This is a genomic window from Caenispirillum salinarum AK4 (genome assembly GCF_000315795.1).
Classification (GTDB): Bacteria; Pseudomonadota; Alphaproteobacteria; order Rhodospirillales; family Rhodospirillaceae; genus Caenispirillum; species Caenispirillum salinarum.
Genome location: NZ_ANHY01000009.1, coordinates 19493 through 41432, shown reverse-complemented (window position 1 = coordinate 41432; position 21940 = coordinate 19493). Strand labels below are relative to the sequence as shown.

The window sequence follows — 21940 nt, the reverse complement described above, 5'->3', positions numbered from 1 at the left end:
CCGGCGCCGGCGTAGACTGGCATCATGAGCAGAGCATCCCACCGCAAGAGCCGCACCCCCCGCCACCGCCATCCACGTCCCCGGCGCACCGGCTCCGACGACACCGAAATGACAGAGCTGACCGTCACCGTCCCGCGCGACCGCGCCGGCGCCCTCAAGCGCTATGCGGCCCGGCTGCGCAAGTCCAACCCCGCCCGGCGCGAGGAGGTCCTCTGGCACCTCAAGCGCCACCTGCACGAGTTGGAGCGATTCGGCATCGCGCGGCTGTCGCTGTTCGGTTCGGTGGTGCGCAACGCCGCCCGGCGCGAGAGCGACGTGGACCTGCTGGTGGAGTTCCAGCCCGGCCGCCCGGACGGCATGCTGGAGTTCGTGGAACTGAAGCACCTGCTGGAGGGCATTCTGCAGCGCCCCGTGGATCTGGTCACGCCCGCCAACCTCAAGCCCCGCATCCGCGAGCGCGTGCTGACCGAATCGGTGAGGGTCCTCTGACATGAGCTACAAGGACTGGCGCGTGCGCCTGGACGACATGCTGGAGGCCATCGACCGCTGCCGCCACTACATCGCCGGCCTGACGGAAGACGATTTCGTCGCCGACACCAGGACCATCGACGCCGTGGCGCGGAACCTGGAAATCATCGGCGAGGCCGCCGCCCGCGTGCCGGAACCGGTGCGTGCCGCCCACCCCCGCGTGCCGTGGCAGGACCTGGCGGAAATCCGCCACGTGCTCATCCACGAGTACCACTCGGTGGACCCGGAGATCCTCTGGCGCACGGTGACCGGCGACCTGCCGCCGCTGGAGGTCATGCTGCGCGCCGTGCTCGACGACGACAGCCTGCCCGCCGAAACCGACGAGGAGTCCCGCCACCCATGACCCGCGCCCCCACTCCCCGCCACATCCTCATCACCGGCGGCTCGTCGGGCATCGGCCGGGCGCTGGCGCTGGAGTACGCGGCGCCGGGCGTGCGGCTGACGCTGACCGGCCGCGACCCTGCGCGCCTGGACGACGCGGTGGATGCCTGCCGGGCCAAGGGCGCGGAGGCCGAAGGGCGGATCGTCGACGTCGCCGACCGCGACGCCATGGAAGCGTTCGTGCTGGAGACCGACGCGGTCCGCCCGCTGGACCTGGTGGTGGCCAACGCCGGCATCTCCGCCGGCACGGCATCCGGCGGCCAGGGCGGGCTGATGGGCGAGAGCGCCGAACAGACGCGGCGGATCATGGCGGTAAACGTCGACGGCGTAATGAACACCGTGCTGCCCCTCATCCCCCGCTTCCGCGAACGCCGGGCGGGTCAGATCGCGCTGGTGAGCAGCATGGCCGCTTTTCGCGGCTTCCCCGGCGCACCGGCCTACTGCGCCAGCAAGGCAGCCGTGAAGACCTGGGGCGAGGCCCTGCGCGGCTGGCTGGGGCCGGAAGGGGTGCGGGTGTCGGTCATCTGCCCCGGCTTCGTGGAAAGCCGCATCACGGCCGCCAACGACTTCCCCATGCCGTTCTTCATGTCCGGCGAGAAGGCCGCCCGCATCATCCGCCGGAAGCTGGCCCGCGACCGGGGCCGCATCGCCTTCCCCCTGCCCACCTACATGGGCAGCTGGCTGGCCGGCGCGCTGCCCGATGGATTGGTGGACGCCATCACCCGGCGGATGCCGGCGAAGGGCGGATGATCCGATCGCAGGTCTAAAGGCGTCCACCGCGGCCCGGATGACCGGATGCTCGCGCAGCCCGCACTCAGAACGTCGATAAAACGTCGAGATTATCTCGACGTTTTCACCCGCCGCCGCTCGCCATGCGCCACAGGGCTTCCGAATAGGGAAGCGTTGCCAGCACGCGGCTTTCGCGCATCACCCAGCCCTGCACGAGGCCCCGGCAGGCGTCGTTGTCGCGATCGAACTGGCGGCGACAGATGGCGTCGGGACTGTCGAGGAAACGCATGTCCGCGGCCCGCGTCATTAGGTAAACCATGCCCGCCGGCGTCTCGGCCGGCTTCGCACGCTCCGCCGACACCGGCGTCAAACCGCCAGCGGCCCCCGCCGCCTCGGCGGGGCGCGGCTGGACGACGAACAGCCCGACCTGGGTGCTCAGCGCCACCCCCAGGATCAGGCCCGTGAGCGCCATGCTCATCAGGACCTTGCGCATTTCCGGATGCTCCCGCTCTCTCGTTCGCTGGTGCGTGCCGCACTTTTGACGGGAATCATGCCGCAATCCGCCGCCACTGGCAATGGGATTGATACCGTAACGTTTAGGCCTGCGGGAAAAACTGCTATTCGCCCGCCCGCTGGCGCTCGATGCGCCGCCAGTTGGCGACGTTGCGATTGTGCTCGCGCAGGGTCTTGGCGAAGGCGTGGCCACCCGTGCCGTCGGCGACGAAGTACAGGTCATCCGTCTCCGCCGGGTTCAGCACCGCCGCCAGGGACTCCCGCCCCGGATTGGCGATCGGTCCGGGCGGCAGGCCGCCGATGACATAGGTGTTGTAGGCCGTTTCCCTCTCAAGCTCGGACTTGCGCAGCGGCCGCCCGAGATCGCCGTCCTCGGGGTCCAGGCCGTAGATGACGGTAGGGTCCGACTGCAGGCGCATGCCGCGCCGCAGGCGGTTGACGAACACCGCCGCCACCCGCGGGCGCTCCGATGCCAGCGCTGTTTCCTTCTCGACGATGGAGGCCAGGATGACGGCCTCCTCCGGCGTGTCGATGGGCAGGTCCTCGGCGCGGGTCGGCCACAGGTCCTCCAGCGCCTTGTCCATGGATTGTTCCATGCGCGCCACCACGTCGGCGCGGCTGTCGCCCCGGGTGTAGTGATAGGTCTCGGGCAGGAGCGTCCCCGTGGGCGGCGGCGGGTCGGGAACGGCACCCGTCAGCGCCTCGGCCTTGCTCACCAGCGCCATGACCTCGGGCGACGTCAGGCCTTCCGCCACCGTCAGGAACCGCGCCACGACCTTGCCCGAGGCCAGGATCTCCGTCACCTCGGCCATGGAGACGCCGGGTTCGAACTGGAACTCGCCGGCGTGCAGGCTGGCGGCCTTGCCGCTCTCGCGGACCTTGAGCTTGAAGATCAGCTTGGAGACGTCACGGTCGGCGATGACGCCGGCATCCGCCAGATTCTCGGTGATGCGGGCGAGGCCCGAGCCCTTGGGGACCTCCACGATCACCGGCTCCTCCAGCGGGCCCCGGGCCGTGAAGGTTTCGCCGGCGAACCAGTAGAGGCCGTAGGCGAGCCCCGCGCCGGCCAGGATGACGAGAAGAACGAGGGCAAGAAGAACGCGTTTCATCGGTGGCCGATCCTCGGCGGACTGCGGTCAGGTGAAGACGCGAACGGGGCGGACGATCCAACTCGCCCGCCCCGTCGGCAGAGTGCTTGGCACGAGGGCCTCGCGAAGCCGTCGTCAGGACGGAGCGCGACCCATCACCAGCGAGGCATTGGTGCCGCCGAAGCCGAAGCTGTTGGACAGCGCGTAGGTGACCTCGCGTTCCTTGGCCTTGTGCGGCACCAGGTCGATGTCGCAGGACTCCGACGGATTGTCGAGGTTCAGCGTCGGCGGCACGATCTGGTTTTGCAGCGCCAGCATGGAGTAGATGGCTTCCACCGCACCGGCCGCGCCCAGCAGGTGGCCGATGGCCGACTTGGTGGACGACATCGACAGCTTGTAGGCGTGGTCGCCGAACAGGCGCTTCACCGCCCCCAGCTCGATCTCGTCACCCAGCGGCGTGGAGGTGCCGTGGGCGTTGACGTAGTCGATCTGGCTGGGGTCGAGCTTGGCGTCCTTGAGCGCGTTGCGCATGGCGCGGAAGCCGCCGTTGCCATCCTCGGCCGGGGCCGTGATGTGGTAGGCGTCGCCGGACATGCCGTAGCCCAGCACCTCGGCGTAGATCTTGGCGCCACGGGCCTTGGCGTGCTCGTACTCCTCCAGCACCAGGACACCGGCGCCCTCGCCCATGACGAAGCCGTCGCGGTCCTTGTCGTAGGGGCGCGAGCCCTTTTCCGGCGTGTCGTTGAAGCCTGTCGACAGGGCGCGGGCGGCGGCAAACCCGCCGATGCCCAGGCGGCAGATGGCCGCTTCGGCGCCGCCGGCGATCATCACGTCGGCATCGCCGTACTTGATGATGCGGCTGGCGTCGCCGATGGCGTGGGCGCCGGTCGAGCAGGCGGTGACCACCGAGTGGTTCGGCCCCTTGAAGCCGTACTTGATGGACACGTGGCCCGAGACGAGGTTGATCAGCGAGGACGGAATGAAGAACGGGCTCAGCTTGCGCGGACCACCGCCCGAAAGCGTGTCCTCGGCGTTGGCGATGCTGCCCAGGCCGCCGATGCCCGACCCGATGATGACACCGGTGCGCTCGCGCTCGTCCTCGTCCTCCGGCGTCCAGCCGGCATCCTCGATGGCCTGGATGGCGGCAGCCATGCCGAAGACAATGAAGGGGTCCATGCGACGGCGGTCGCGCGCGGGCACGACATCGTCGGCGTTGAACCTGTAGGGCTCGTTTTCGTCGGTCGGCACCTGTCCGGCGATCTTGGCCGGAAGATCCGACACATCGAATCTCTCGATGGCGCGGATGCCGCTCTCGCCGTTGATCAGGCGCGTCCAGTTGCCCTCGACGCCGCTACCCAGCGGCGTGATAAGGCCGACGCCGGTGACGACAACTCGTCTCATGGCTCTCTCGATATCTACCTCTGAAACGGCCCCGCGCGGTGCGCCAGGGCCTCAAGGAGGGTGGCGCCGCCGGACCGTATCGCGGCAGCGCGCCCGCCCTTACTTCGAGTTCTTCTCGATGAACTCGATCGCGTCCTTGACGGTCAGGATCTTCTCGGCCGCGTCGTCGGGAATCTCGACGCCGAACTCTTCCTCGAAGGCCATGACCAGCTCGACGGTGTCCAGGCTGTCGGCGCCCAGATCGTCGATGAAGGAGGCGTTTTCGGTGACCTTGGACTCCTCGACACCGAGGTGTTCCACAACGATCTTCTTAACGCGCTCGGCGACGTCGCTCATGTCGTCAATCCTCAAATTCACAAAGTGTTGTGTGTCGGTACGATCGGGTACGCCAAATACCCGGAAACAAGCCGGGGATCGGCGTTTGGTAGCACACTTGTCCGGCCTTGACCACACGTAACGCGCCCGAACCGGGAGTCAAGCGCAGCCGCGGCCGAAACAGGTGTCAGATCATCGCCATGCCGCCGTTGACGTGCAAGGTCTGGCCGGTGATGTAGGCGGATTCGTCGCTCGCGAGGAACACCACGGCGGCGGCGATGTCCTCGGGCGTGCCCATGCGACCGGCGGGGATGCCGGCGTTTAGCTTCGCCTTCTGGTCGTCGGACAGCTTGTCGGTCATGGCCGTCTCGATGAAGCCCGGCGCCACGCAGTTGACCGTGATGCCGCGGCTGGCCAGTTCCTGCGCCAGCGACTTGGACATGGCCGTCATGCCGCCCTTGGACGCGCAATAATTGGCCTGCCCCGGGTTGCCGGTGTGGCCGACGATGGAGGTGATGTTGATGATGCGCCCGGCGCGCTTCTTCATCATGGGCTTGGCGACGGCGCGGCACAGGCGGAAGGCAGCCGACAGGTTGACAGCGATCACCTGGTCCCAGTCCTCGTCCTTCATGCGCAGGATGAGGCCGTCGCGGGTCAGGCCGGCGTTGTTGACCAGGATGTCGATGCCGCCCATGGCCTCGGTCGCGGCGGGGATCAGCTGCTCCACGTCCTCGGCCGAGCCCAGGTTGCAGGGCAGAACGTGGACGCGGTCGCCCAGGGTGACCGCCAGGGCGTCCAGCGCCTCCTTCCGGGTGCCGGACAGGCCGACGACGGCGCCGCGCGCGTGCAGGGTCTTGGCGATCTCCGCGCCGATGCCGCCCGAGGCGCCGGTGACCAGGACGGTCTTCTCGGTCAGGTCGAACATGCCGTTTCAGTCCCTTTCCTTATTATGAGGCCGGTGGCGCGAGCGCGCTCAGCCGATGGTCTTGAGGAAGGCCTCGATGTCGGCCGGGCCGTTGACGGCGGTGGCCGACAGCGAGCGATCGATGCGCCGGGCCAGCCCGGTCAGCACCTTGCCGCAGCCCAGTTCCACCAGCTCCTCGACGCCCATGCCCTTCATGGCCAGCACGCTCTCGCGCCAGCGCACCGCGCCGGTCACCTGCTCCACCAGAAGCTCACGGATGGCCGAGGGATCGGTGGTCGGCTGGGTGGTGACGTTGGGCACCAGCGGCACGCGCGGGGCGCGGATGTCGACGTTCGCCAGCGCCTGCGCCATGGCGTCGGCGGCCGGGCGCATCAGCGGGCAATGGAAGGGGGCGGAGACGGGCAGCAGCACCGCCTTCTTCGCGCCCTTCTCCTTGGCGATCTCGATGGCGCGCTCGACGGCCGCCTTGTGGCCGGAGACGACCACCTGGCCGGGCGCATTGTCGTTGGCGGCGGTGACCACATCGCCCTGCGCGGCTTCTTCCGCGACGGCGCGGGCGTCGTCGATGTCCAGGCCCAGCAGGGCGGCCATGGCGCCCTCGCCCACCGGCACGGCCTTCTGCATGGCCTGCCCGCGGGTCTTGAGGAGTCGGGCGGTGTCGCCCACCTCCAGCGCCCCGGCGGCGCACAGGGCGGAGTATTCGCCGAGCGAGTGGCCGGCGACGACGGCGGCGACCTTCGCCACGTCCATGCCGCCCTCGCGCTCCAACACGCGGACCACGGCCAGGCTGACGGCCATGAGCGCCGGCTGGGCGTTCTCGGTCAGGGTCAGGTCGCTTTCCGGCCCCTCGAACATCAGCTTGGACAGATTCTGCGAGAGGGCCTCGTCGACCTCCTCGAAGACCTCGCGGGCGGCCTGAAACGCCTCCGCCAGATCCTTGCCCATTCCGACGGCCTGCGATCCCTGGCCGGGGAACACCAGTGCGCGCGCCATGGTGCGTCTTCCTCCACCGTGTTGTACAACCGTTCGGCGCCCTGGCGGGCGCGAATTCGGGCGAAAGTGCGCAGGCCGCGCGCCCGTGTCAAGCCAAAGCAGGGGACAAACGCGCCGGAGCCGGTGAAAGTCCTTGCATCCTGACCGCGAGCCGTTATCTTACGCGCCTTCACGAAAGTGTCCCTTGCCGGGTCACCGCGTCGGCCCTGTGCCGGCGAGGTCCCGGCTATGCCCGTCGGCCGTGGTGGCCGTGCGGGATGAGACAAGCCATAAGGGGTCTTATAGACTATGCCTTTGTATGAAACCGTCCTGATCGCGCGCCAGGACATCTCCGCCTCTCAGGTGGAGCAGCTGGCGGACGAACTGGCCAACATCCTCGGCCAGGGTGGCGGCTCGGTCTCCAAGAAGGAGTACTGGGGCCTGCGCAACCTCTCCTACCGCATCAAGAAGAACCGCAAGGGTCACTACGTTCTGCTGAACGTCGACGCCCCGGCTCCGGCTGTCCACGAGATGGAACGCCTGATGCGCCTGAACGAGGACATCCTGCGTCACATGGTGGTGCGCGTCGAGGAGCTGGAGGAAGGCCCGTCGGCCATCCTGCAGACCCGCAACGAGCGCGGCGACCGCGACCGTGGCCCGCGTGGCGGCCGTGGCCGTGACCGCGGCGAGCGTGGTGATCGCGGCGACCGTGGTGGTGACCGCGGCGACCGTGGCGAGCGTGGCGAGCGCCGCACCGAGAACCGAGCCGAAGGAGCGTAAGCATGGCTGCCCGTCGTCCGTTCTTCCGCCGTCGCAAGACCTGTCCGTTCTCCGGTGCCAACGCGCCGAAGATCGACTACAAGGACGTGAAGCTGCTGCAGCGCTTCGTGTCCGAGCGCGGCAAGATCGTCCCGTCCCGCATCACGGCTGTCTCGACCAAGAAGCAGCGCAAGCTGGCCCAGGCCATCAAGCGCGCCCGCTTCCTGGCCCTGCTGCCGTACGTTCTGAAATAAGCCGGGTCAGGAGGACATCGACATGACCGAAGTCATTCTGCTCGAGCGCATCGTGAAGCTGGGCCAGATGGGCGACACCGTGAAGGTGAAGCCCGGCTACGCCCGCAACTACCTGCTGCCCCAGGGCAAGGCGCTGCGCGCTTCCGAGAAGAACAAGCAGTACTTCGAGAGCCAGAAGGCGCAGATCGAGGCCCGCAACCTGGAGCGCCGCAAGGAAGCTCTGGACGTGGCCGAGCGCATGAAGGACCTCAACCTCATCATGGTCCGTCAGGCCGGTGAGGGTGGCCAGCTCTACGGCTCCGTGACCGCCCGCGACGTCGCGGACGCCATCAAGGAGCAGGGCTACAGCATCGAGCGCGGCATGGTGGAAATGCACCAGCCGATCAAGTCGCTGGGCCGCTACGAGGTGCCGGTGATGCTGCACGCCGAGGTGACCCTCAACGTGCCGGTGACCGTGGCCCGCTCTCAGGAAGAGGGCGAGAACCAGGTCAACGCCGCCGATCTGGTGGAAGCCGACGTGGACATCGAGGACGAGGTCCTCGGCTTCGACAACACGCCGGAATCCGTCGAGGCCGAGGAAGCCGAGATGGCCGCCGCCGAAGCCGAAGAGGGCGAGGAGCAGGCGTAAACCGCCAGCCCCTGCCCGCGCCGCCTTCGGGTGGTGCGAAAGGCTTGAGAAACCCCCGTCACCGCAAGGTGGCGGGGGTTTTCTGTGGGGTCTTGACGATGCGGCGTGTAACCGGGTAGGTTACATATCCCACCGCGGACCTGCGGCGGAACCCATTCTTATTGAACCCATTTCCAGGCCATGAACGATCATGCTTCGGAAAATTCGCCACAAGGGCCTTGTGGATCTTTTTGAGAATGGTACGACCCGGCGCATCGACAAGCGGTTTCACAACAAGCTTATCGACCTGTTGGACATGCTGGACGGCGCCACCGAGCCGGAAGACCTTGCCGCAGCGCCTGATTTTCACCCTTTGAAGGGGAACAGGAAGGGCAGCTATTCCATTCACGTCACAGGAAACTACGTCCTGACCTTTCGCTTTGAAGATCAGGACGTCACCGACCTGAACTATGAAGACTACCACTGAGACGCCGACCAAGAGAGACGCCATGGAAGGCCCCTACATCCGTCGCCGCCGCCCTCGGGAACCAGGTTACCTGTTGGCGGAATACTATCTGAAGCCCAAGGGCATCACGCAGACGGATTTCGCCGCCGCGACCGGGCTGACGCGCAAGCACATCAGCTCGGTCATCCACGGCCGCGCGTCCATCACGCCGGACACGGCCGTGCGCTTTGCGGAAGTGCTGGGCACGAGCCCGGAGTACTGGTTGAACCTCCAGACGGCTGTGGCGCTGTGGGATGCGCGGCAGGCGCTGAAGGATGATCCGTCGATCCAGCGGCGGCGGTTCGCCGGCAACGGCGACGACGGACCCGCCGCTTGACCGGGGCGGGGGCCGCGTCGTCGTACCTGGAGAAAATCGCGGCCATCTCCTCATCCGCCGCGAATTCGCCGGCGTCCGCCTCGCGGATGTCCTGCAACTGCCACGCCTCAATGCCGCGATGCTTGGTCATCGCCGCTTCCCCGTCTTGATACCGGGAAGCGGCGCAGGTCGCCAGCCCCCACCTCGGTTCCATCGCCCAACCCCACTCGGGGTATGCCTTTTTCGCAGGGCTGGCGCGCCGCATTCGCCCTTACACTGGCACAAGTACCGGGGCTTGGCCGAAGCCCTCGCGTGAAGACGGGGCGGCCCTCCCGGTCGAGGAAACGACTGGTCCAAGGAGGGCGCCATGACCAACCTGCTCACCTGCCCCCGTTTCATGCTGGTCGGCGGCGGCACTGCCGGGCGTATTGCCGAGGTGCTGGGCCGCATGCGCGTCGACCGGCCGCTGCTGGTTACCGACGCCGCTCTGGCCGAGACTCCCATGTTCAACGCCGCGCTTCAGACCCTGCGCGACAGCGGGCGCTGCGTCCAGGTGTTCGCCGACACCGTGTCCACCCCCACCGACGGCGTCGTCGCCAAGGGGTTGGAGATGCTCAAGGCGGGCGATTTCGACGGCATCGTCGCCTTCGGCGGCGGCAGCGTCATGGATACCGCCAAGGCCATGAACGTGCTCTATTGCGGCGGCGGATCGCTGCGGGACCACGCCCTGCCCGACCATCTGGCCGACATGCGCGTGCTGCCGCTGCTGTGCGTGCCCACCACCGCCGGAACGGGCTCGGAGGCCAGCCGCTTCTGCGCCGTCACCGAGGAGGCGAGCGGTGAGCACCTGCTGCTTTCCGGCCTCGCCTGCGTGCCCGAGGGCGCGGTGGTGGATTACGAACTGACGCTGGACCTGCCGCGCCGCCAGACCATCGATGCCGGCCTGAACGCCCTCACCCACGCGCTGGAAGCCTACGTCAGCCGCAGCGCCTCCACCCTGTCGGACGCGCTGGCGCTGTCGGCCCTGCGGCTGATCGGCCGCGCCCTGCCCAAGGTCGTGCGCGAGCCCCGCGACGCCAAGGCGCGCGAGGACATGATGCTGGGCGCCATGGAGGCCGGCATGGCGTTCTCCGACGTCTCGTCTGGCCTGACCGACGGCATGAGCCGCGCCATGAGCCTGTTCTTCCGCGTCCCGCAGGGCATCGGCAGCGCCATGCTGCTGCCGGCCGTCGCCAGCTTCGGCCTCGCCATGGCGCCGGAACGCTACGCGCTGGCCGCCCGCGCCATGGGCATCGCCACTGAAGATGATGAAGACGACATGGCCGGCGCCAAGCTGGTGGGCTTCCTGCGCCGCCTGTGTGCCGAACTGGAGGTTCCCAGCCCGCGCGCCTTCGGCATCGACGAGGAGGAATACATGGACGCCCTCGGCCGCATGGCGAACGCCGCCCTCGCCCCGGTACCGGGCGCCCCGGCGGTCGCGTCCGCCGAGCAGGTGGAGCACCTCTACCGGCAGGCCTACAAATAGGGTCGGCTGGCAAAGCGCGAGGGGGCTGTGTTTCGGCCCCCTCGGACGTTTTCGCTTACTGGAACATCTCGTCGCCGATAGTGACGACACGGTCGCGGCCGCCCTTCTTGGCGACGTACATGCGCTGGTCGGCCCGTTCGACCAGATCACCCCAGTCGGTGGTGTTGTCGGACAGGCGCTCGGCCACGCCGATGGAGGCAGTCTGGCGGGCGCCGTCCGGGCGGGTGCCCAGGCCTTCGGCGCGCAGCCGCTCGATGGCGACGCGGGCACCGGGGCCGTCCGTGCCCGGCATGACCACCAGGAACTCCTCGCCGCCCCAGCGGATGACGATGTCGCCCCGGCGCACCACCTTGCGGATCTGCTCGGTGGCCTTGCGCAGGGTGTTGTCGCCTTCCTCGTGGCCGTAACGGTCGTTGACCATCTTGAAGTTGTCCAGGTCCAGGAAGGCCAGCGCCAGCGGCACGCCCGAGCGGGCGGCGGTGGAGAACTGGCTGTCCAGCAGCTCCTCGCCGACGCGGCGGGTGTAGACCTGGGTCAGGGCGTCGTGGCTGGCCTGGTTGACCAGCTGCATCATGAAGTGCAGCTGGCTCATCCCCGCCAGCGTCGCCACCACGGCGATGAGCCCGAGCAGCCACAGCGCGCCCAGGTAGGTGCGGAAGGGCAGCAGTTCGAAGTCGCCGAGCACGATGCCGATGGTCGCCAGGATCAGGGGCGCCGAGAAGATCGCCCCCTCGGACGCGGTGATCGGGAACACCGACAGGCCGGCGACCATCACGAAGGGCAGGAAGGCATAGCCGGCCGCCAGCGCCTGGGCATAGCCGGTGATCTCGTAGCCCGAGACCAGGGGGTCGGATATCAGGAAGAAGACCGTCGGCACCGCCAGCAGCGCACCCAGGGCCAGGTTGGCCGTGCGCATGCTTTCGGTGTTGCGGAAGCCGAGCGCCACGGCGGCGAAGGCGGCCGAGGCCATCACGCGAAGACCGGCCAGCCACCACGCCAGCGGCTCGGGGAAAATGGTCAGGTCGACGCCGATCCACAGCGGCGTGAGGATGGCGAACACCGCCGCCACCCAGCGCACGCGCGAGACGATCAGTCCGGCGCGGCGGCGCTGCACCAGCGGCGAGTGCCCGGTAGGCACCGCCAGATCGTGGAGCAGCGCGCCGGTGACGTCCCGGGACAGGCGGGCCAGGGCGCTGTCGGCGCGGGCGGATTGCCGGCTGCGCAGAGGTGCGCCGCCGGTTTCAACACCGCCCGTCTGAATGGAATCGTCCCGCATCGTTCTATTTCCCCCAACACCTCGGTCTCGGGATAGAACGCTACGCCGAAAGTTTCAAGAAAAATGCCGTCGCCTCAGCCCCAGAGGCGCCCCATCGGCGGATGCAGGATGCCCTTGTCGAAGGTGATGCCGCCGTCGCGGTCCTGCGCCAGGATCAGCGGACCGTCCAGGTCGACGAACCGCGCCATCCCGGCCAGCACCACCGCCGGCGCCATGGCGAGCGAGGTGCCCACCATGCAGCCGACCATGATCACGAGCCCAAGAGATTGCGCCTTGCGCGCCATCTCCAGGGCCTCGGTCAGGCCGCCGGTCTTGTCCAGCTTGATGTTGACCAACTGGTAGCGCGCCGCCAGCGCCTCCAGCCCCTCGGCCGTGTGCGCGCTTTCATCGGCGCACAGCGGCACCGGGCTGTCGAACCCCTCCAGCGCCTCGTCGGCCCCGGCCGGCAGGGGCTGCTCGATCAGGTCTACCTTCAGCTCGGCCATGGCGGCGGAGGTCTCGGCCAGCATGGCGGGCGTCCAGGCCTCGTTGGCGTCGACGATCATGGCGGCGTTCGGCGCCGCCTCGCGCACGGCGCGCACCCGTTCCACCACCTGCTCGGCCCCGACCTTCAGCTTGAGGAGCGGCCGGTCGGCGAGCTTCGCGGCGCTTGCGCGCATCTCGTCGGGCGTGCCCAGGCTGACGGTCTGGGCGGTGACAACGGGTGCGGGCTCGGGCACGCCGGCCGTCTTCCAGGCCGGCACGCCGCTTTCCTTGGCCTCCAGGTCCCACAGGGCGCAGTCCAGCGCGTTGCGGGCGGCGCCCGCGGGCACTTGGGCCCGCAGGGCGGCGCGGTCGAAGCCGGGCCGCGCCAGGTCGTCGCGAAGGGCCTCCAGCGCCGCCGCCACGCCGTCGACGCTCTCGCCATAGCGGGCGTAGGGCACGCATTCGCCGCGCCCGATCACGCCGCCCCGCTCCACCTGCGCCACCACCACCTCGGCGGCGGTCTTGGAGCCGCGCGAGATGGTGAAGCTGCCGGCGATGGGCCAGGTTTCCTTGAGAACCGTGAGCGTGGTCATGGGGTCAGCCCAGCTTGTCCACGATGGCCGCCACGCCCGTGCGCACGGGATCGCAGGCGGGCAGGCCGTAACGGTCCTGCGTCTCCTTGAGCACCCGGTCGGCCTGGGCGTCATCCATGCGCTTGGTGTTCAGGCAGATGCCGACGAACTTGGCCTTGGGATTGGTCAGGTGGGCGCAGCGCAGGTTCAGTTCCATGCACTCGCGGATTTCCGGCAGCGGCTGCTGCGGCAGGCCGCGCATGTGGGCGCGCTCGGGCTCGTGGCACAGCACCAGGCTGTCGGCCTGGGCGCCATGCAGCAGGCCGAGCGACACGCCGGCGAAGCTGGGATGGAACAGCGAGCCCTGGCCCTCGATGATGTCCCAGTGGTTGGGCTCGTTGGCCGGGGCCAGGCTTTCCACCGCACCGGAAATGAAGTCGGCCACCACGGCATCCACCGACACGCCGGTGCCGGCAATGAAGATGCCGGTCTGGCCGGTGGCGCGGAAGTCGACCTTCATGCCGCGCTTCTTCATCTCGGCCTCGATGGCCAGCGTGGCGTACATCTTGCCGACGGAACAATCGGTGCCGACGGCCAGCAGGCGGCGGCCGGAGCGCGGCTCGCCGGTGCCCACGCCGAAGCGCTCGCGCGGGTGGCGCACGTCGGCCAGCAGGCGGCCATGCTCCTCGGCGGCCTCGCGCACGGCGGGCACGTCGGACAGGCGCTGGTGCAGGCCGGCGGCGATGTCGTAGCCCTGGGCCAGCGCATTGACGAAGGTTTCCTGCCAGGTGTCGGAAATGACGCCGCCGCGGTTGGCCACGCCCACCACCAGGGTGCGGGCGCCGGCCTTGCGGCCCTCTTCCAGGGTCATGTCGGGCAGGCCCAGCGTGGTCTGGCATCCCGGCAGGCGCAACTGGCCGACGCACCAGTCCGGCCGCCATTGGTACACGCCGGCGGCGGTCTTGGCCGCCAGATCGTCGTGGGCATCGCCGAGGAACAGCAGGTAGGGGTGCTGGAGCTGCACGGTGGTTTCTCCTGAATGGAAACGGAACGGATGTGTCGTGGGGGCGACTATAACGCCAAAGGGCCGCGCCTCGTACCCTGTCGTGGCGCGGCCCCGTCTGCAACGGTTGGAACGGACCCGGCTGTCAGTCGCCGTCCACCGATCCCATGGCGGTCTGCAGATAGTTCTGCAGGCCCACCTGGTCGATCAGGCCCTGCTGGGTTTCCAGGTAGTCGATGTGTTCTTCGGTGTCGTCCAGGATTTCGGTGAGGATGGAGCGGCTGACGTAGTCCTGCTCCGCCTCGCAGGCGGCGATGGCCTCGACGATCATGTCGCGGTTGGTGCGCTCGAGCGTCAGGTCGTTCTTGATGATCTCGGGCACGTCCTCGCCGATCAGCAGCTTGCCCAGGTCCTGCAGGTTGGGCAGGCCCTCCAGGAAGAGGATGCGCTTGATCAGCTTGTCGGCGTGGACCATCTCCTCGATGGATTCGTCGTATTCGTGCTTGCCCAGGTCGGCGTAGCCCCAGTCCTGCATCATGCGGGCGTGCAGGAAGTACTGGTTGATGGCGGTCAGCTCGTTGCGCAGGATTCGGTTGAGCTGGGCGATGATCGCCTTGTTCCCCTTCATGCAGCATCCTCCTCAGGGTCCGGAGTCTGGCAATGGCGGAGCCGGCGCCTCGGCCTTTTCCGCCGGACACCCGATCATGCACACGCCCTGAGGGAGGAACAAGCCGAAACACCACCCGCAACGCGGGAACCGCCGGCGGATGCCGCTACTCCGCCGCTTCCTGTATGTTTTCCTGCGCCATGTCCAGCCGCGCTTCCGCGATGCACTGGCGGGCGCAGCCGAAGCACTTGCCGCACTGCGGCCGCTCGCCCAGCACGCCGAAGGCCTGGCCCACGGTGGTGGCGCCGGCGCGGGCGGCGCGGGTGAAGTCCTTGTCGGTCAGGCCGTTGCAGATGCAGACGTACATGGCGCGATCCCGGCTGAGGCGAATACCCGAGCGCTGCAGTCTGAGACTAATTCTCATTTTCTTTCGCAGCTCCTTTCCGTATAGTGCCTGGAGAGCGGCCCCGCAAGGGAAATCCGCCAAGGCCCCACCGGACGGGAGACGGCCCTTGTTCCTCTGGCGCACCCTGAAGCCGGCGACTTTGCTGGCGGTCCTGCAAGACGCGGCGCGGCGCACGCCCCCGGTCGGCCGCGGGCGGACGGCCGCCCCTGCGGAAACCGCCGCCGAACGCTCTATGGCCCGCACCGCGCGAGAGACAGAGCCCAGCCGCCGAACCGGCGGCACGCCGCCCCGCCGGCCGTGGCCGGTCCGCGAGGGCTGACGCGCGCGCCTTGCCAGCACGACCAGTACGCCAGTACGCGCGCGGCGGAATGCGGCGTTTGCCTTCCATGGGTGTTTCGGTTTATTCATTGGACAAGCGTTTTGTATACAAACGCACCGACAATGAAATGACCGACACAGGGAACCGTCCATGACCGCCGTCTCCAAACCCACCGAAGCCCCGGCCGCGCCGGCGGATGCCGAGCAGTCGCTCTACCGCCTGATCGAGAGCCGCTTTCCCAAGGACCCCAACGAGCTTCTTCTGGAGACGCCGGAAGGCGACAAGTGGTCCTACGCCGACGCGCACGCCAGCGCCGGCCGCTACGCGCGCTTCCTGACGGACATGGGGGTCAAGCGCGGCGATCGCGTGGCGGTGCAGGTGGAAAAGTCGCCGCAGGCGCTGTTCCTCTACCTGGCCTGCCTGCGCGCCGGATTCGTGTTCCTGCCCATGAACACCGCCTACCGCGAGGACGAGGTCGATTTCCTGATCGGCAACGCCGAACCGTCGGCCTTCGTCTGCCGGCCGGACTTCGAGGCCACCGCCAAAACCATCGCGGCCAAGCACGGCACGGCCAACGTCTTCACCCTGGCCGGTGACGGCTCGGGCAGCTTCACCGATCACGCCGAAAGCGCCTCGGCCGATTTCGACACCGTCGACTGCGCGCCCGACGACCTGGCGGCGATGCTGTATACCTCGGGCACCACGGGCAAGCCCAAGGGGGCGATGCTCACGCACCGCAACCTGGGAGCCAACGGCCTGGCGCTGGTGCAAAGCTGGCGCTTCACGGCCGACGATGTGCTGCTGCACGCGCTGCCCATCTTCCATGCCCACGGCCTGTTCGTGGCCTGCCACTGCGTGCTGCTGTCGGGCGCGCGCATGATCTGGATGCCGGGCTACGACCGCGAAAAGGTGATGGAGCTGTTGCCGCGCGCCACCGTCTTCATGGGTGTGCCCACGTTCTACACGCGCCTGCTCGCCCTGCCCCACTTCGGCAAGGACCAGACCCGCAACATCCGCCTGTTCGTCTCCGGCTCCGCGCCGCTGCTGGCCGAGACGCACCGCGAGTTCAGCCAGCGTACCGGGCACATGATCCTGGAGCGCTACGGCATGACCGAGACGGGCATGAACACCTCCAACCCCTATGACGGCGACCGGGTGCCGGGCTCCGTCGGCATGGCGCTGCCGGGGGTGGAGGCGCGCGTCGTCGATGACGAGAACGCGCCCCTGCCGGCCAACGAGGTGGGCAACATCCAGGTGCGCGGCGCCAACGTCATGAAGGGCTACTGGAAGCTGCCCGAAAAGACGGCGGAAGAGTTCACCGAGGACGGCTGGTTCAAGACCGGCGACCAGGGCAAGGTGGACGACCGCGGCTACATCCACATCGTCGGCCGCGCCAAGGACATGATCATCTCGGGCGGCTACAACGTCTACCCGAAGGAGATCGAAAGCCTCATCGACGACATCGACGGGGTAGTGGAAAGCGCCATCGTCGGCGTGCCCCATCCCGACTTCGGCGAAGTGGGCGTGGCGGTCATCGTCAAGCGCGAGGGCTCGGACCTGACCGCGGACGCCGTGCTGGGCCGCGTGAAGGAAAAGATGGCCAACTACAAGGTGCCCAAGGCGGCCTACTTCGTGCCGGAACTGCCGCGCAACACCATGGGCAAGGTGCAGAAGGCCGCGCTGCGCGAAAAGCACAAGGACCTGTTCAAGGGCTGAGCGGCCCAAAGGGCATGGAGACGGGGCCGGTGGCGGGTGCGCCTCCGGCCCTTTTGCTGTGCCGGCGCGTTGCCTACAGTCGAAGGACACGCACGCGGGAGGCGCCATGACCACGTCCCCTGGCCGCAAGCGCCAGGCCTCCATCTACCTCGCCGGCATGGCCGGGCGGCGCCCGCGCGTGCCCGTCGATCCCGACAGGCTGGAGCAGGCGGCCCTGCGCAAGATGTCGGCCCGCGCCGGGGCCTATGTGGCGGGCGGTGCGGGAGCGGAGCGCACCATGGCCGCCAACCGGGCCGCCTTCGACCGCTGGCGGCTGGTGCCGCGGATGCTGCGCGACGTCTCCACCCGCGACCTGTCGGTGGAACTGTTCGGCCGCCGCCTCCCCGCTCCCCTGTTGGTCGCGCCCATCGGCGTGCTGGAGATGGCGCACCGCGAGGCCGACCTTGCGGCGGCGCGGGCGGCGGCATCGCTGGGCCTGCCCCTGATCGCCTCCAGCCAGGCCAGCCGCCCCATGGAAGCCATTGCCGAGGCCGGCGGAAGGAACGCGCCGCGCTGGTTCCAGCTTTACTGGTCGGTGCGCGACGACCTGGCGGAAAGCTTCGTGCAGCGGGCCGAGAAGGCGGGCTACGAGGCGATCGTGCTGACGCTGGACACCACCCTCCTCGGCTGGCGCCCGCGCGACCTCGACCTGGGATATCTGCCCTTCCTGCGGGCGCGCGGCATCGCCAACTACATCAGCGACCCGGTGTTCCGCGCGCTTCCGGCCGAAGCGGCCACCGCTGAACGCCCGGCCGCCGGGCTGGGGGCGCTCGGCAGCGTGCTGGAGCTTCTGCGGGCGTGGCCGACGGCGCCGCTTCAGGCCCTGCGCTCGGGCGAGGCGCTGGAGGCGGTGCGCAAGTTCATCGCCGTCTACTCCCGGCCCAACCTGACATGGGACGACATCCCGCGCCTGCGCCAGATGACCCGCCTGCCGATCCTGCTGAAGGGCGTGCTGCACGAGGGCGACGCCCGCCGCGCCATGGACCTGGGCGTGGATGGCCTGATCGTCTCCAACCACGGCGGCCGCCAAGTGGACGGCGGCGTGGCGGCGCTGGATGCGTTGCCCGAGGTGGTCGCGGCGGTCGACGGCCGCGCGCCGGTGCTGTTCGACAGCGGCGTGCGCACCGGCGCGGATGTGCTGAAGGCGCTGTGCCTGGGCGCGCGGGCGGTGCTGGTGGGCCGCCCCTACGTATACGGACTGGCACTGGACGGCGAGGCCGGGGTGCGCGCGGTGTTGGAAAACCTGCTGGCGGAGATGGACTTGACGCTCGGCCTCATTGGCTGCCGGTCGGTCGCGGAGCTGGGGGTGGACACCCTTTCCCCATTGCCCAACCGTTAAGCATCGGGCAGGCTTGACCTTTCCATGGGCAGACCGGGGAGTCGCCAGGGTCATGAGCATTCGCGTCGCGCTGCGCCACCGCACCTCGTACCACTACGACCGCCCCGTCACCCTGTCGCCGCAGATCATCCGCTTGCGGCCGGCGCCGCACAGCCGCGCGAAAATCCTGTCCTACGCGCTGAAGATCGGCGAGGGCACGCACTTCCTCAACTGGCAGCAGGACCCGCAGTCCAACTGGCTCGCCCGCGTGGTGCTCCCCGAGAAGGTCCGCGCCTTCACCATCGACGTCGACGTGGTCGCCCAGATGGAGACGGTGAACCCCTTCGACTTCTTCCTGGAACCCCAGGCAGAGCACTGGCCGTTCGACTACGACCCCGTGCTGGCCGAGGAACTCGCCCCCTTCCGCCGCTGCGAGGAGCCGGGGCCGCTCTTGCGCGACCTGCTGGCCGCCGTCCCGCGCGAGGCGGCACAGACCACCAATTTCCTGGTGGACCTGAACCAGAAGCTCCAGCACCGCATCAAGTACCTGGTGCGCATGGAGCCCGGCGTGCAGACCTGCGAGGAAACCCTGTTGCTGGGCTCGGGCTCGTGCCGCGACTCGGGATGGCTGCTGGTGCAGATCTTGCGCCATCTTGGCTTCGCCGCGCGGTTCGTCTCGGGCTATCTGATCCAGCTTGTCGCGGACGAAAAGCCGCTTGACGGCCCCGCCGGCACCGACCATGACTTCACCGATCTGCACGCCTGGGCGGAGGTCTACCTGCCCGGCGCGGGGTGGATCGGCCTCGACCCCACCTCCGGCCTGCTGGCGGGCGAAGGGCACATTCCGCTGGCCGCCACGCCCGACCCGCCCTCTGCCGCGCCCATCTCCGGCGCCGTCGACGAGGCGGAGGTGGAGTTCGGGTTCGAGATGTCGGTCACCCGCATCCACGAAACGCCCCGCGTCACCAGGCCCTACACCGACGAGCAATGGCAGGAAATTCTCAGCCTCGGCCGCGCGGTGGACGAGCGCCTGACCGCCGGCGACGTGCGCCTGACCATGGGCGGCGAGCCCACTTTCATCGCCGCATCCGACATGGACGCGCCGGAGTGGAACACCGCCGCCGTCGGCCCGACCAAGCGGCTCTATGCCGGCGACCTCATCCGCCGCCTGCGCGACCGCTTCGCGCCGGGCGGGATGCTGCTCTACGGCCAGGGCAAGTGGTATCCCGGCGAAAGCCTGCCGCGCTGGGCCTTCCACCTGTACTGGCGCAAGGACGGCAAACCGCTCTGGCCGAACCTGGAGACATACGCCCAGGAAGGCGAACACCCTGGCCATACGGTTGAGGACGCCAGGCGCCTGATGGAGGCTGTCGCCGACACCCTCAACCTGGACCCCGCCGCCATCCAGGAGGCGTATGAGGACCCCATCCACTTCCTGGAGCGCGAGGCCCGCCTGCCCGACAACGTTGACCCCTTCGACAGCAAGCTGAAAGACGCCGAGGAACGCGCCCGCCTCGCCCGCGTCTTCGCGCGCGGGCTTGATGCGCCGGTCGGCTACGCCCTGCCCGTCCAGCGCGCGCAAGCGGCGGCCGAGGCGCCGCGCTGGCAGACGGAGGTGTGGCGCTTCCGCAAGGGCGCCATGCTGCTCCATCCCGGAGACGGGCCGCTCGGCCTGCGCATGCCGCTCGACGCCCTGCCCTACGTGCCGGCCAGCCGGTTCCCCTACGTGGTGGAGATGGACCCCTTCACCCCGCGCGGCGACCTGCCGGAGCCGCGCCAGTTGAACCAGCCGCGCATCCAGGGCGCCGCTGCCCCGGTGGTGCCGCCGCAGGTCCCGCAGCGCCTGACGCGGGCCGGCAGCGGCGCGGGGCTCGGCGCCGGGCCGGTGCGCACCGCGCTGGCCATCGAGCCGCGCGACGGGCGGCTGCACGTCTTCATGCCGCCGACCGAAAGCGCCGACGATTACGTGGAGCTTGTGTCGCAGGTGGAGGCGGCGGCGCGCGAGACGGGGCTGAAGGTCACCATCGAGGGCTACCCGCCGCCCAAGGACCCGCGGCTTGTGGGCATCTCGGTCACGCCCGATCCCGGCGTCATCGAGGTCAACATCCATCCCGCCGCCAGTTGGGCGGAGGCCGTCGCCATCACCGAAGGCCTCTACGAGGACGCCCGCCAGGCGCGGCTGGAAACGGAGAAATTCCTGGTGGACGGCCGCGCCAGCGGCACCGGCGGCGGCAACCACATCGTCGTCGGCGGCGCCACGCCGGCCGACAGCCCCTTCCTGCGCCGGCCGGACGTGCTGGGCAGCCTGATCCGCTATTGGCAGACCCATCCCAGCCTGTCGTACCTGTTCTCGGGCCTGTTCATCGGCCCGACCAGCCAGGCGCCGCGCATCGACGAGGCCCGCGACGCCAGCGTCTATGAGATGAGCATCGCCCTGTCGCAACTGCCCAAGCGCGGCAGCGATCCGGCGCCGTGGATCGTCGACCGGGCGCTGCGGGACATCCTGACGGACTCCACCGGCAACACGCATCGATCCGAAATCTGCATCGACAAGCTGTTCTCGCCCGACAGCGCGACCGGGCGTCTCGGTCTGGTGGAGTTCCGGTCCTTCGAAATGCCGCCCCACGCCCGCATGAGCCTGGCCCAGCAACTGCTGTTGCGCGCGCTTATCGCCTGGTTCTGGGACACGCCCTACGAGCGCCCGCTGGTGCGCTGGGGCACCGCCCTGCACGACCGCTTCATGCTGCCGCATTATGTGGAGCAGGACTTCCGCGACGTGCTTGCCGACCTGGGGCGGGCGGGCTTCGACTTCGACCCCGAATGGTTCGCGCCGCACGTGGAGTTCCGCTTCCCGCGCCACGGCCATGTGGTCCACGACGGTGTGGAGATCGAGATCCGCAACGCCCTCGAACCCTGGCTGGTGCTCGGCGAGGAACCGGGTGTGGGCGGCACGGTGCGCTATGTCGACAGTTCGGTGGAGCGCGTGCAGGTCAAGGTCCGCAACCTGCGCCCCGACCGTCACGTCATCGCCTGCAACGGCCGCCGCGTGCCGCTTCAGCCCACCGGAACCCCGGGCGAATACGTGGCCGGCGTGCGGTTCCGCGCATGGCGGCCGGCGGCCTGCATGCATCCGACCATCGACGTCCACGCACCGCTCACCTTCGACCTGGTGGATGCGTGGAACGGCCGCTCGCTGGGCGGCTGCACCTATCACGTGGCGCACCCGGGCGGACGCAACTACGATACCGCCCCCGTCAACCACTACGAGGCGGAGGCGCGGCGGCTGGCACGCTTCTTTCCCATCGGGCATACGGCGGGGCCGGTCTCCGTTCCGCCGGCGGAGCATAATCCCGACTTCCCTTGCACGCTGGATATGCGCTTAACTGCGGGGTAACCCGCAG

The 21940-nt window shown here is 68.9% G+C and carries 23 protein-coding genes; 12 read left to right on the top strand and 11 right to left on the bottom strand.

What is annotated here, in order from left to right; all coding sequences use genetic code 11:
- Positions 1-24: 24 nt before the first annotated feature.
- The 3 genes from C882_RS11025 to C882_RS11015 are packed head-to-tail and all read left to right on the top strand — an operon-like array spanning position 25 to position 1659.
- A complete protein-coding gene (locus C882_RS11025) occupies positions 25-489 on the top strand; it encodes a nucleotidyltransferase family protein (RefSeq protein ID WP_236262637.1) in 465 nt (154 codons plus the stop codon).
- A 1-nt stretch (position 490) separates the two neighbouring features.
- On the top strand, positions 491-871 hold the full coding sequence (locus tag C882_RS11020; RefSeq protein WP_009540676.1) for a HepT-like ribonuclease domain-containing protein: 381 nt from the start codon (positions 491-493) through the stop codon (positions 869-871).
- Positions 868-1659, top strand: coding sequence for an SDR family NAD(P)-dependent oxidoreductase (locus C882_RS11015; protein WP_009540675.1), 792 nt, complete (start codon positions 868-870; stop codon positions 1657-1659). Before C882_RS11020 ends, C882_RS11015 begins: the two co-directional genes overlap by 4 nt.
- Before the next feature lie 103 nt (positions 1660-1762).
- Here the strand turns inward: C882_RS11015 and C882_RS11010 are convergent, their stop codons facing one another.
- The 6 genes from C882_RS11010 to fabD form a co-directional block, all read right to left on the bottom strand.
- Positions 1763-2131, bottom strand: a complete 369-nt coding sequence (locus tag C882_RS11010) for a hypothetical protein (protein ID WP_009540674.1) — start codon at positions 2129-2131, stop codon at positions 1763-1765.
- A 124-nt stretch (positions 2132-2255) separates the two neighbouring features.
- Entirely contained in the window at positions 2256-3260 is a 1005-nt protein-coding gene (gene mltG / locus C882_RS11005) for an endolytic transglycosylase MltG (RefSeq protein ID WP_009540673.1), read from the bottom strand.
- Between the two features lie 114 nt (positions 3261-3374).
- Positions 3375-4640, bottom strand: coding sequence for a beta-ketoacyl-ACP synthase II (gene fabF / locus C882_RS11000; RefSeq protein ID WP_009540672.1), 1266 nt, complete (start codon positions 4638-4640; stop codon positions 3375-3377).
- Between the two features lie 99 nt (positions 4641-4739).
- Positions 4740-4976, bottom strand: coding sequence for an acyl carrier protein (locus C882_RS10995; protein ID WP_009540671.1), 237 nt, complete (start codon positions 4974-4976; stop codon positions 4740-4742).
- 166 nt (positions 4977-5142) lie between these two features.
- Complete coding sequence (gene fabG, locus C882_RS10990; protein WP_009540670.1) at positions 5143-5880, bottom strand: 3-oxoacyl-[acyl-carrier-protein] reductase; 738 nt, start codon at positions 5878-5880, stop codon at positions 5143-5145.
- Between the two features lie 48 nt (positions 5881-5928).
- Positions 5929-6873, bottom strand: coding sequence for an ACP S-malonyltransferase (fabD, locus tag C882_RS10985; RefSeq protein ID WP_009540669.1), 945 nt, complete (start codon positions 6871-6873; stop codon positions 5929-5931).
- 288 nt (positions 6874-7161) lie between these two features.
- On the opposite strand from fabD, the gene rpsF reads away from it, so the two are divergent.
- From rpsF to C882_RS10955, 6 genes are all read left to right on the top strand, one after another.
- The gene (rpsF, locus tag C882_RS10980; RefSeq protein ID WP_009540667.1) at positions 7162-7632 is read left to right on the top strand and encodes a 30S ribosomal protein S6; all 471 of its coding nucleotides are present in this window, start codon (positions 7162-7164) and stop codon (positions 7630-7632) included.
- 2 nt (positions 7633-7634) lie between these two features.
- Positions 7635-7865, top strand: a complete 231-nt coding sequence (gene rpsR, locus C882_RS10975; RefSeq protein WP_009540666.1) for a 30S ribosomal protein S18 — start codon at positions 7635-7637, stop codon at positions 7863-7865.
- Positions 7866-7887: 22 nt separating this feature from the next.
- Positions 7888-8493: a 50S ribosomal protein L9 gene (rplI, locus tag C882_RS10970; protein WP_009540665.1), complete on the top strand. Its 606-nt coding sequence runs from the start codon at positions 7888-7890 to the stop codon at positions 8491-8493.
- Positions 8494-8683: 190 nt separating this feature from the next.
- On the top strand, positions 8684-8959 hold the full coding sequence (locus C882_RS10965; RefSeq protein ID WP_009540664.1) for a type II toxin-antitoxin system RelE/ParE family toxin: 276 nt from the start codon (positions 8684-8686) through the stop codon (positions 8957-8959).
- On the top strand, positions 8943-9314 hold the full coding sequence (locus C882_RS10960) for a HigA family addiction module antitoxin (protein WP_236262635.1): 372 nt from the start codon (positions 8943-8945) through the stop codon (positions 9312-9314). The genes C882_RS10965 and C882_RS10960 overlap by 17 nt, the downstream gene beginning before the upstream one ends.
- A gap of 346 nt (positions 9315-9660) precedes the next feature.
- Entirely contained in the window at positions 9661-10818 is a 1158-nt protein-coding gene (locus C882_RS10955) for an iron-containing alcohol dehydrogenase (protein WP_009540662.1), read from the top strand.
- 55 nt (positions 10819-10873) lie between these two features.
- Here C882_RS10955 and C882_RS10950 read toward each other — a convergent pair whose 3' ends face one another.
- The 5 genes from C882_RS10950 to C882_RS10930 form a co-directional block, all read right to left on the bottom strand.
- Positions 10874-12094, bottom strand: coding sequence for a GGDEF domain-containing protein (locus C882_RS10950; RefSeq protein ID WP_009540661.1), 1221 nt, complete (start codon positions 12092-12094; stop codon positions 10874-10876).
- Positions 12095-12168: 74 nt separating this feature from the next.
- Positions 12169-13152: an N-acetyl-D-Glu racemase DgcA gene (gene dgcA, locus C882_RS10945; RefSeq protein ID WP_009540660.1), complete on the bottom strand. Its 984-nt coding sequence runs from the start codon at positions 13150-13152 to the stop codon at positions 12169-12171.
- Positions 13153-13156: 4 nt separating this feature from the next.
- Positions 13157-14155, bottom strand: a complete 999-nt coding sequence (dgcN, locus tag C882_RS10940; protein WP_009540659.1) for an N-acetyltransferase DgcN — start codon at positions 14153-14155, stop codon at positions 13157-13159.
- 124 nt (positions 14156-14279) lie between these two features.
- A complete protein-coding gene (gene bfr, locus C882_RS10935) occupies positions 14280-14762 on the bottom strand; it encodes a bacterioferritin (protein ID WP_009540658.1) in 483 nt (160 codons plus the stop codon).
- Between the two features lie 145 nt (positions 14763-14907).
- Positions 14908-15108 carry a (2Fe-2S)-binding protein gene (locus tag C882_RS10930; protein WP_009540657.1) on the bottom strand — a complete coding sequence of 67 codons (201 nt, stop codon included), beginning with the start codon at positions 15106-15108 and terminating at the stop codon, positions 14908-14910.
- A 508-nt stretch (positions 15109-15616) separates the two neighbouring features.
- Here C882_RS10930 and C882_RS10925 point away from each other — a divergent pair.
- The 3 genes from C882_RS10925 to C882_RS10915 all read left to right on the top strand — a co-directional run bounded on the left by C882_RS10925 (position 15617) and on the right by C882_RS10915 (position 21933).
- Positions 15617-17182, top strand: a complete 1566-nt coding sequence (locus C882_RS10925) for a malonate--CoA ligase (protein WP_009540656.1) — start codon at positions 15617-15619, stop codon at positions 17180-17182.
- A gap of 106 nt (positions 17183-17288) precedes the next feature.
- Positions 17289-18560 (top strand): alpha-hydroxy-acid oxidizing protein, encoded by a 1272-nt coding sequence (locus C882_RS10920; RefSeq protein ID WP_009540655.1) that lies wholly within the window; start codon positions 17289-17291, stop codon positions 18558-18560.
- A 52-nt stretch (positions 18561-18612) separates the two neighbouring features.
- A complete protein-coding gene (locus tag C882_RS10915; RefSeq protein ID WP_009540654.1) occupies positions 18613-21933 on the top strand; it encodes a transglutaminase family protein in 3321 nt (1106 codons plus the stop codon).
- Positions 21934-21940 lie beyond the last annotated feature (7 nt).

Coding starts and splice junctions, on each gene's coding strand:
- C882_RS11025 (WP_236262637.1), top strand. CDS start 25: ATGAGCAGAGCATCCCACCGCAAGAGCCGCACCCCCCGCCACCGCCAT.
- C882_RS11020 (WP_009540676.1), top strand. CDS start 491: ATGAGCTACAAGGACTGGCGCGTGCGCCTGGACGACATGCTGGAGGCC.
- C882_RS11015 (WP_009540675.1), top strand. CDS start 868: ATGACCCGCGCCCCCACTCCCCGCCACATCCTCATCACCGGCGGCTCG.
- C882_RS11010 (WP_009540674.1), bottom strand. CDS start 2,131: ATGCGCAAGGTCCTGATGAGCATGGCGCTCACGGGCCTGATCCTGGGG.
- mltG (WP_009540673.1), bottom strand. CDS start 3,260: ATGAAACGCGTTCTTCTTGCCCTCGTTCTTCTCGTCATCCTGGCCGGC.
- fabF (WP_009540672.1), bottom strand. CDS start 4,640: ATGAGACGAGTTGTCGTCACCGGCGTCGGCCTTATCACGCCGCTGGGT.
- C882_RS10995 (WP_009540671.1), bottom strand. CDS start 4,976: ATGAGCGACGTCGCCGAGCGCGTTAAGAAGATCGTTGTGGAACACCTC.
- fabG (WP_009540670.1), bottom strand. CDS start 5,880: ATGTTCGACCTGACCGAGAAGACCGTCCTGGTCACCGGCGCCTCGGGC.
- fabD (WP_009540669.1), bottom strand. CDS start 6,873: ATGGCGCGCGCACTGGTGTTCCCCGGCCAGGGATCGCAGGCCGTCGGA.
- rpsF (WP_009540667.1), top strand. CDS start 7,162: ATGCCTTTGTATGAAACCGTCCTGATCGCGCGCCAGGACATCTCCGCC.
- rpsR (WP_009540666.1), top strand. CDS start 7,635: ATGGCTGCCCGTCGTCCGTTCTTCCGCCGTCGCAAGACCTGTCCGTTC.
- rplI (WP_009540665.1), top strand. CDS start 7,888: ATGACCGAAGTCATTCTGCTCGAGCGCATCGTGAAGCTGGGCCAGATG.
- C882_RS10965 (WP_009540664.1), top strand. CDS start 8,684: ATGCTTCGGAAAATTCGCCACAAGGGCCTTGTGGATCTTTTTGAGAAT.
- C882_RS10960 (WP_236262635.1), top strand. CDS start 8,943: ATGAAGACTACCACTGAGACGCCGACCAAGAGAGACGCCATGGAAGGC.
- C882_RS10955 (WP_009540662.1), top strand. CDS start 9,661: ATGACCAACCTGCTCACCTGCCCCCGTTTCATGCTGGTCGGCGGCGGC.
- C882_RS10950 (WP_009540661.1), bottom strand. CDS start 12,094: ATGCGGGACGATTCCATTCAGACGGGCGGTGTTGAAACCGGCGGCGCA.
- dgcA (WP_009540660.1), bottom strand. CDS start 13,152: ATGACCACGCTCACGGTTCTCAAGGAAACCTGGCCCATCGCCGGCAGC.
- bfr (WP_009540658.1), bottom strand. CDS start 14,762: ATGAAGGGGAACAAGGCGATCATCGCCCAGCTCAACCGAATCCTGCGC.
- C882_RS10930 (WP_009540657.1), bottom strand. CDS start 15,108: ATGTACGTCTGCATCTGCAACGGCCTGACCGACAAGGACTTCACCCGC.
- C882_RS10925 (WP_009540656.1), top strand. CDS start 15,617: ATGACCGCCGTCTCCAAACCCACCGAAGCCCCGGCCGCGCCGGCGGAT.
- C882_RS10920 (WP_009540655.1), top strand. CDS start 17,289: ATGACCACGTCCCCTGGCCGCAAGCGCCAGGCCTCCATCTACCTCGCC.
- C882_RS10915 (WP_009540654.1), top strand. CDS start 18,613: ATGAGCATTCGCGTCGCGCTGCGCCACCGCACCTCGTACCACTACGAC.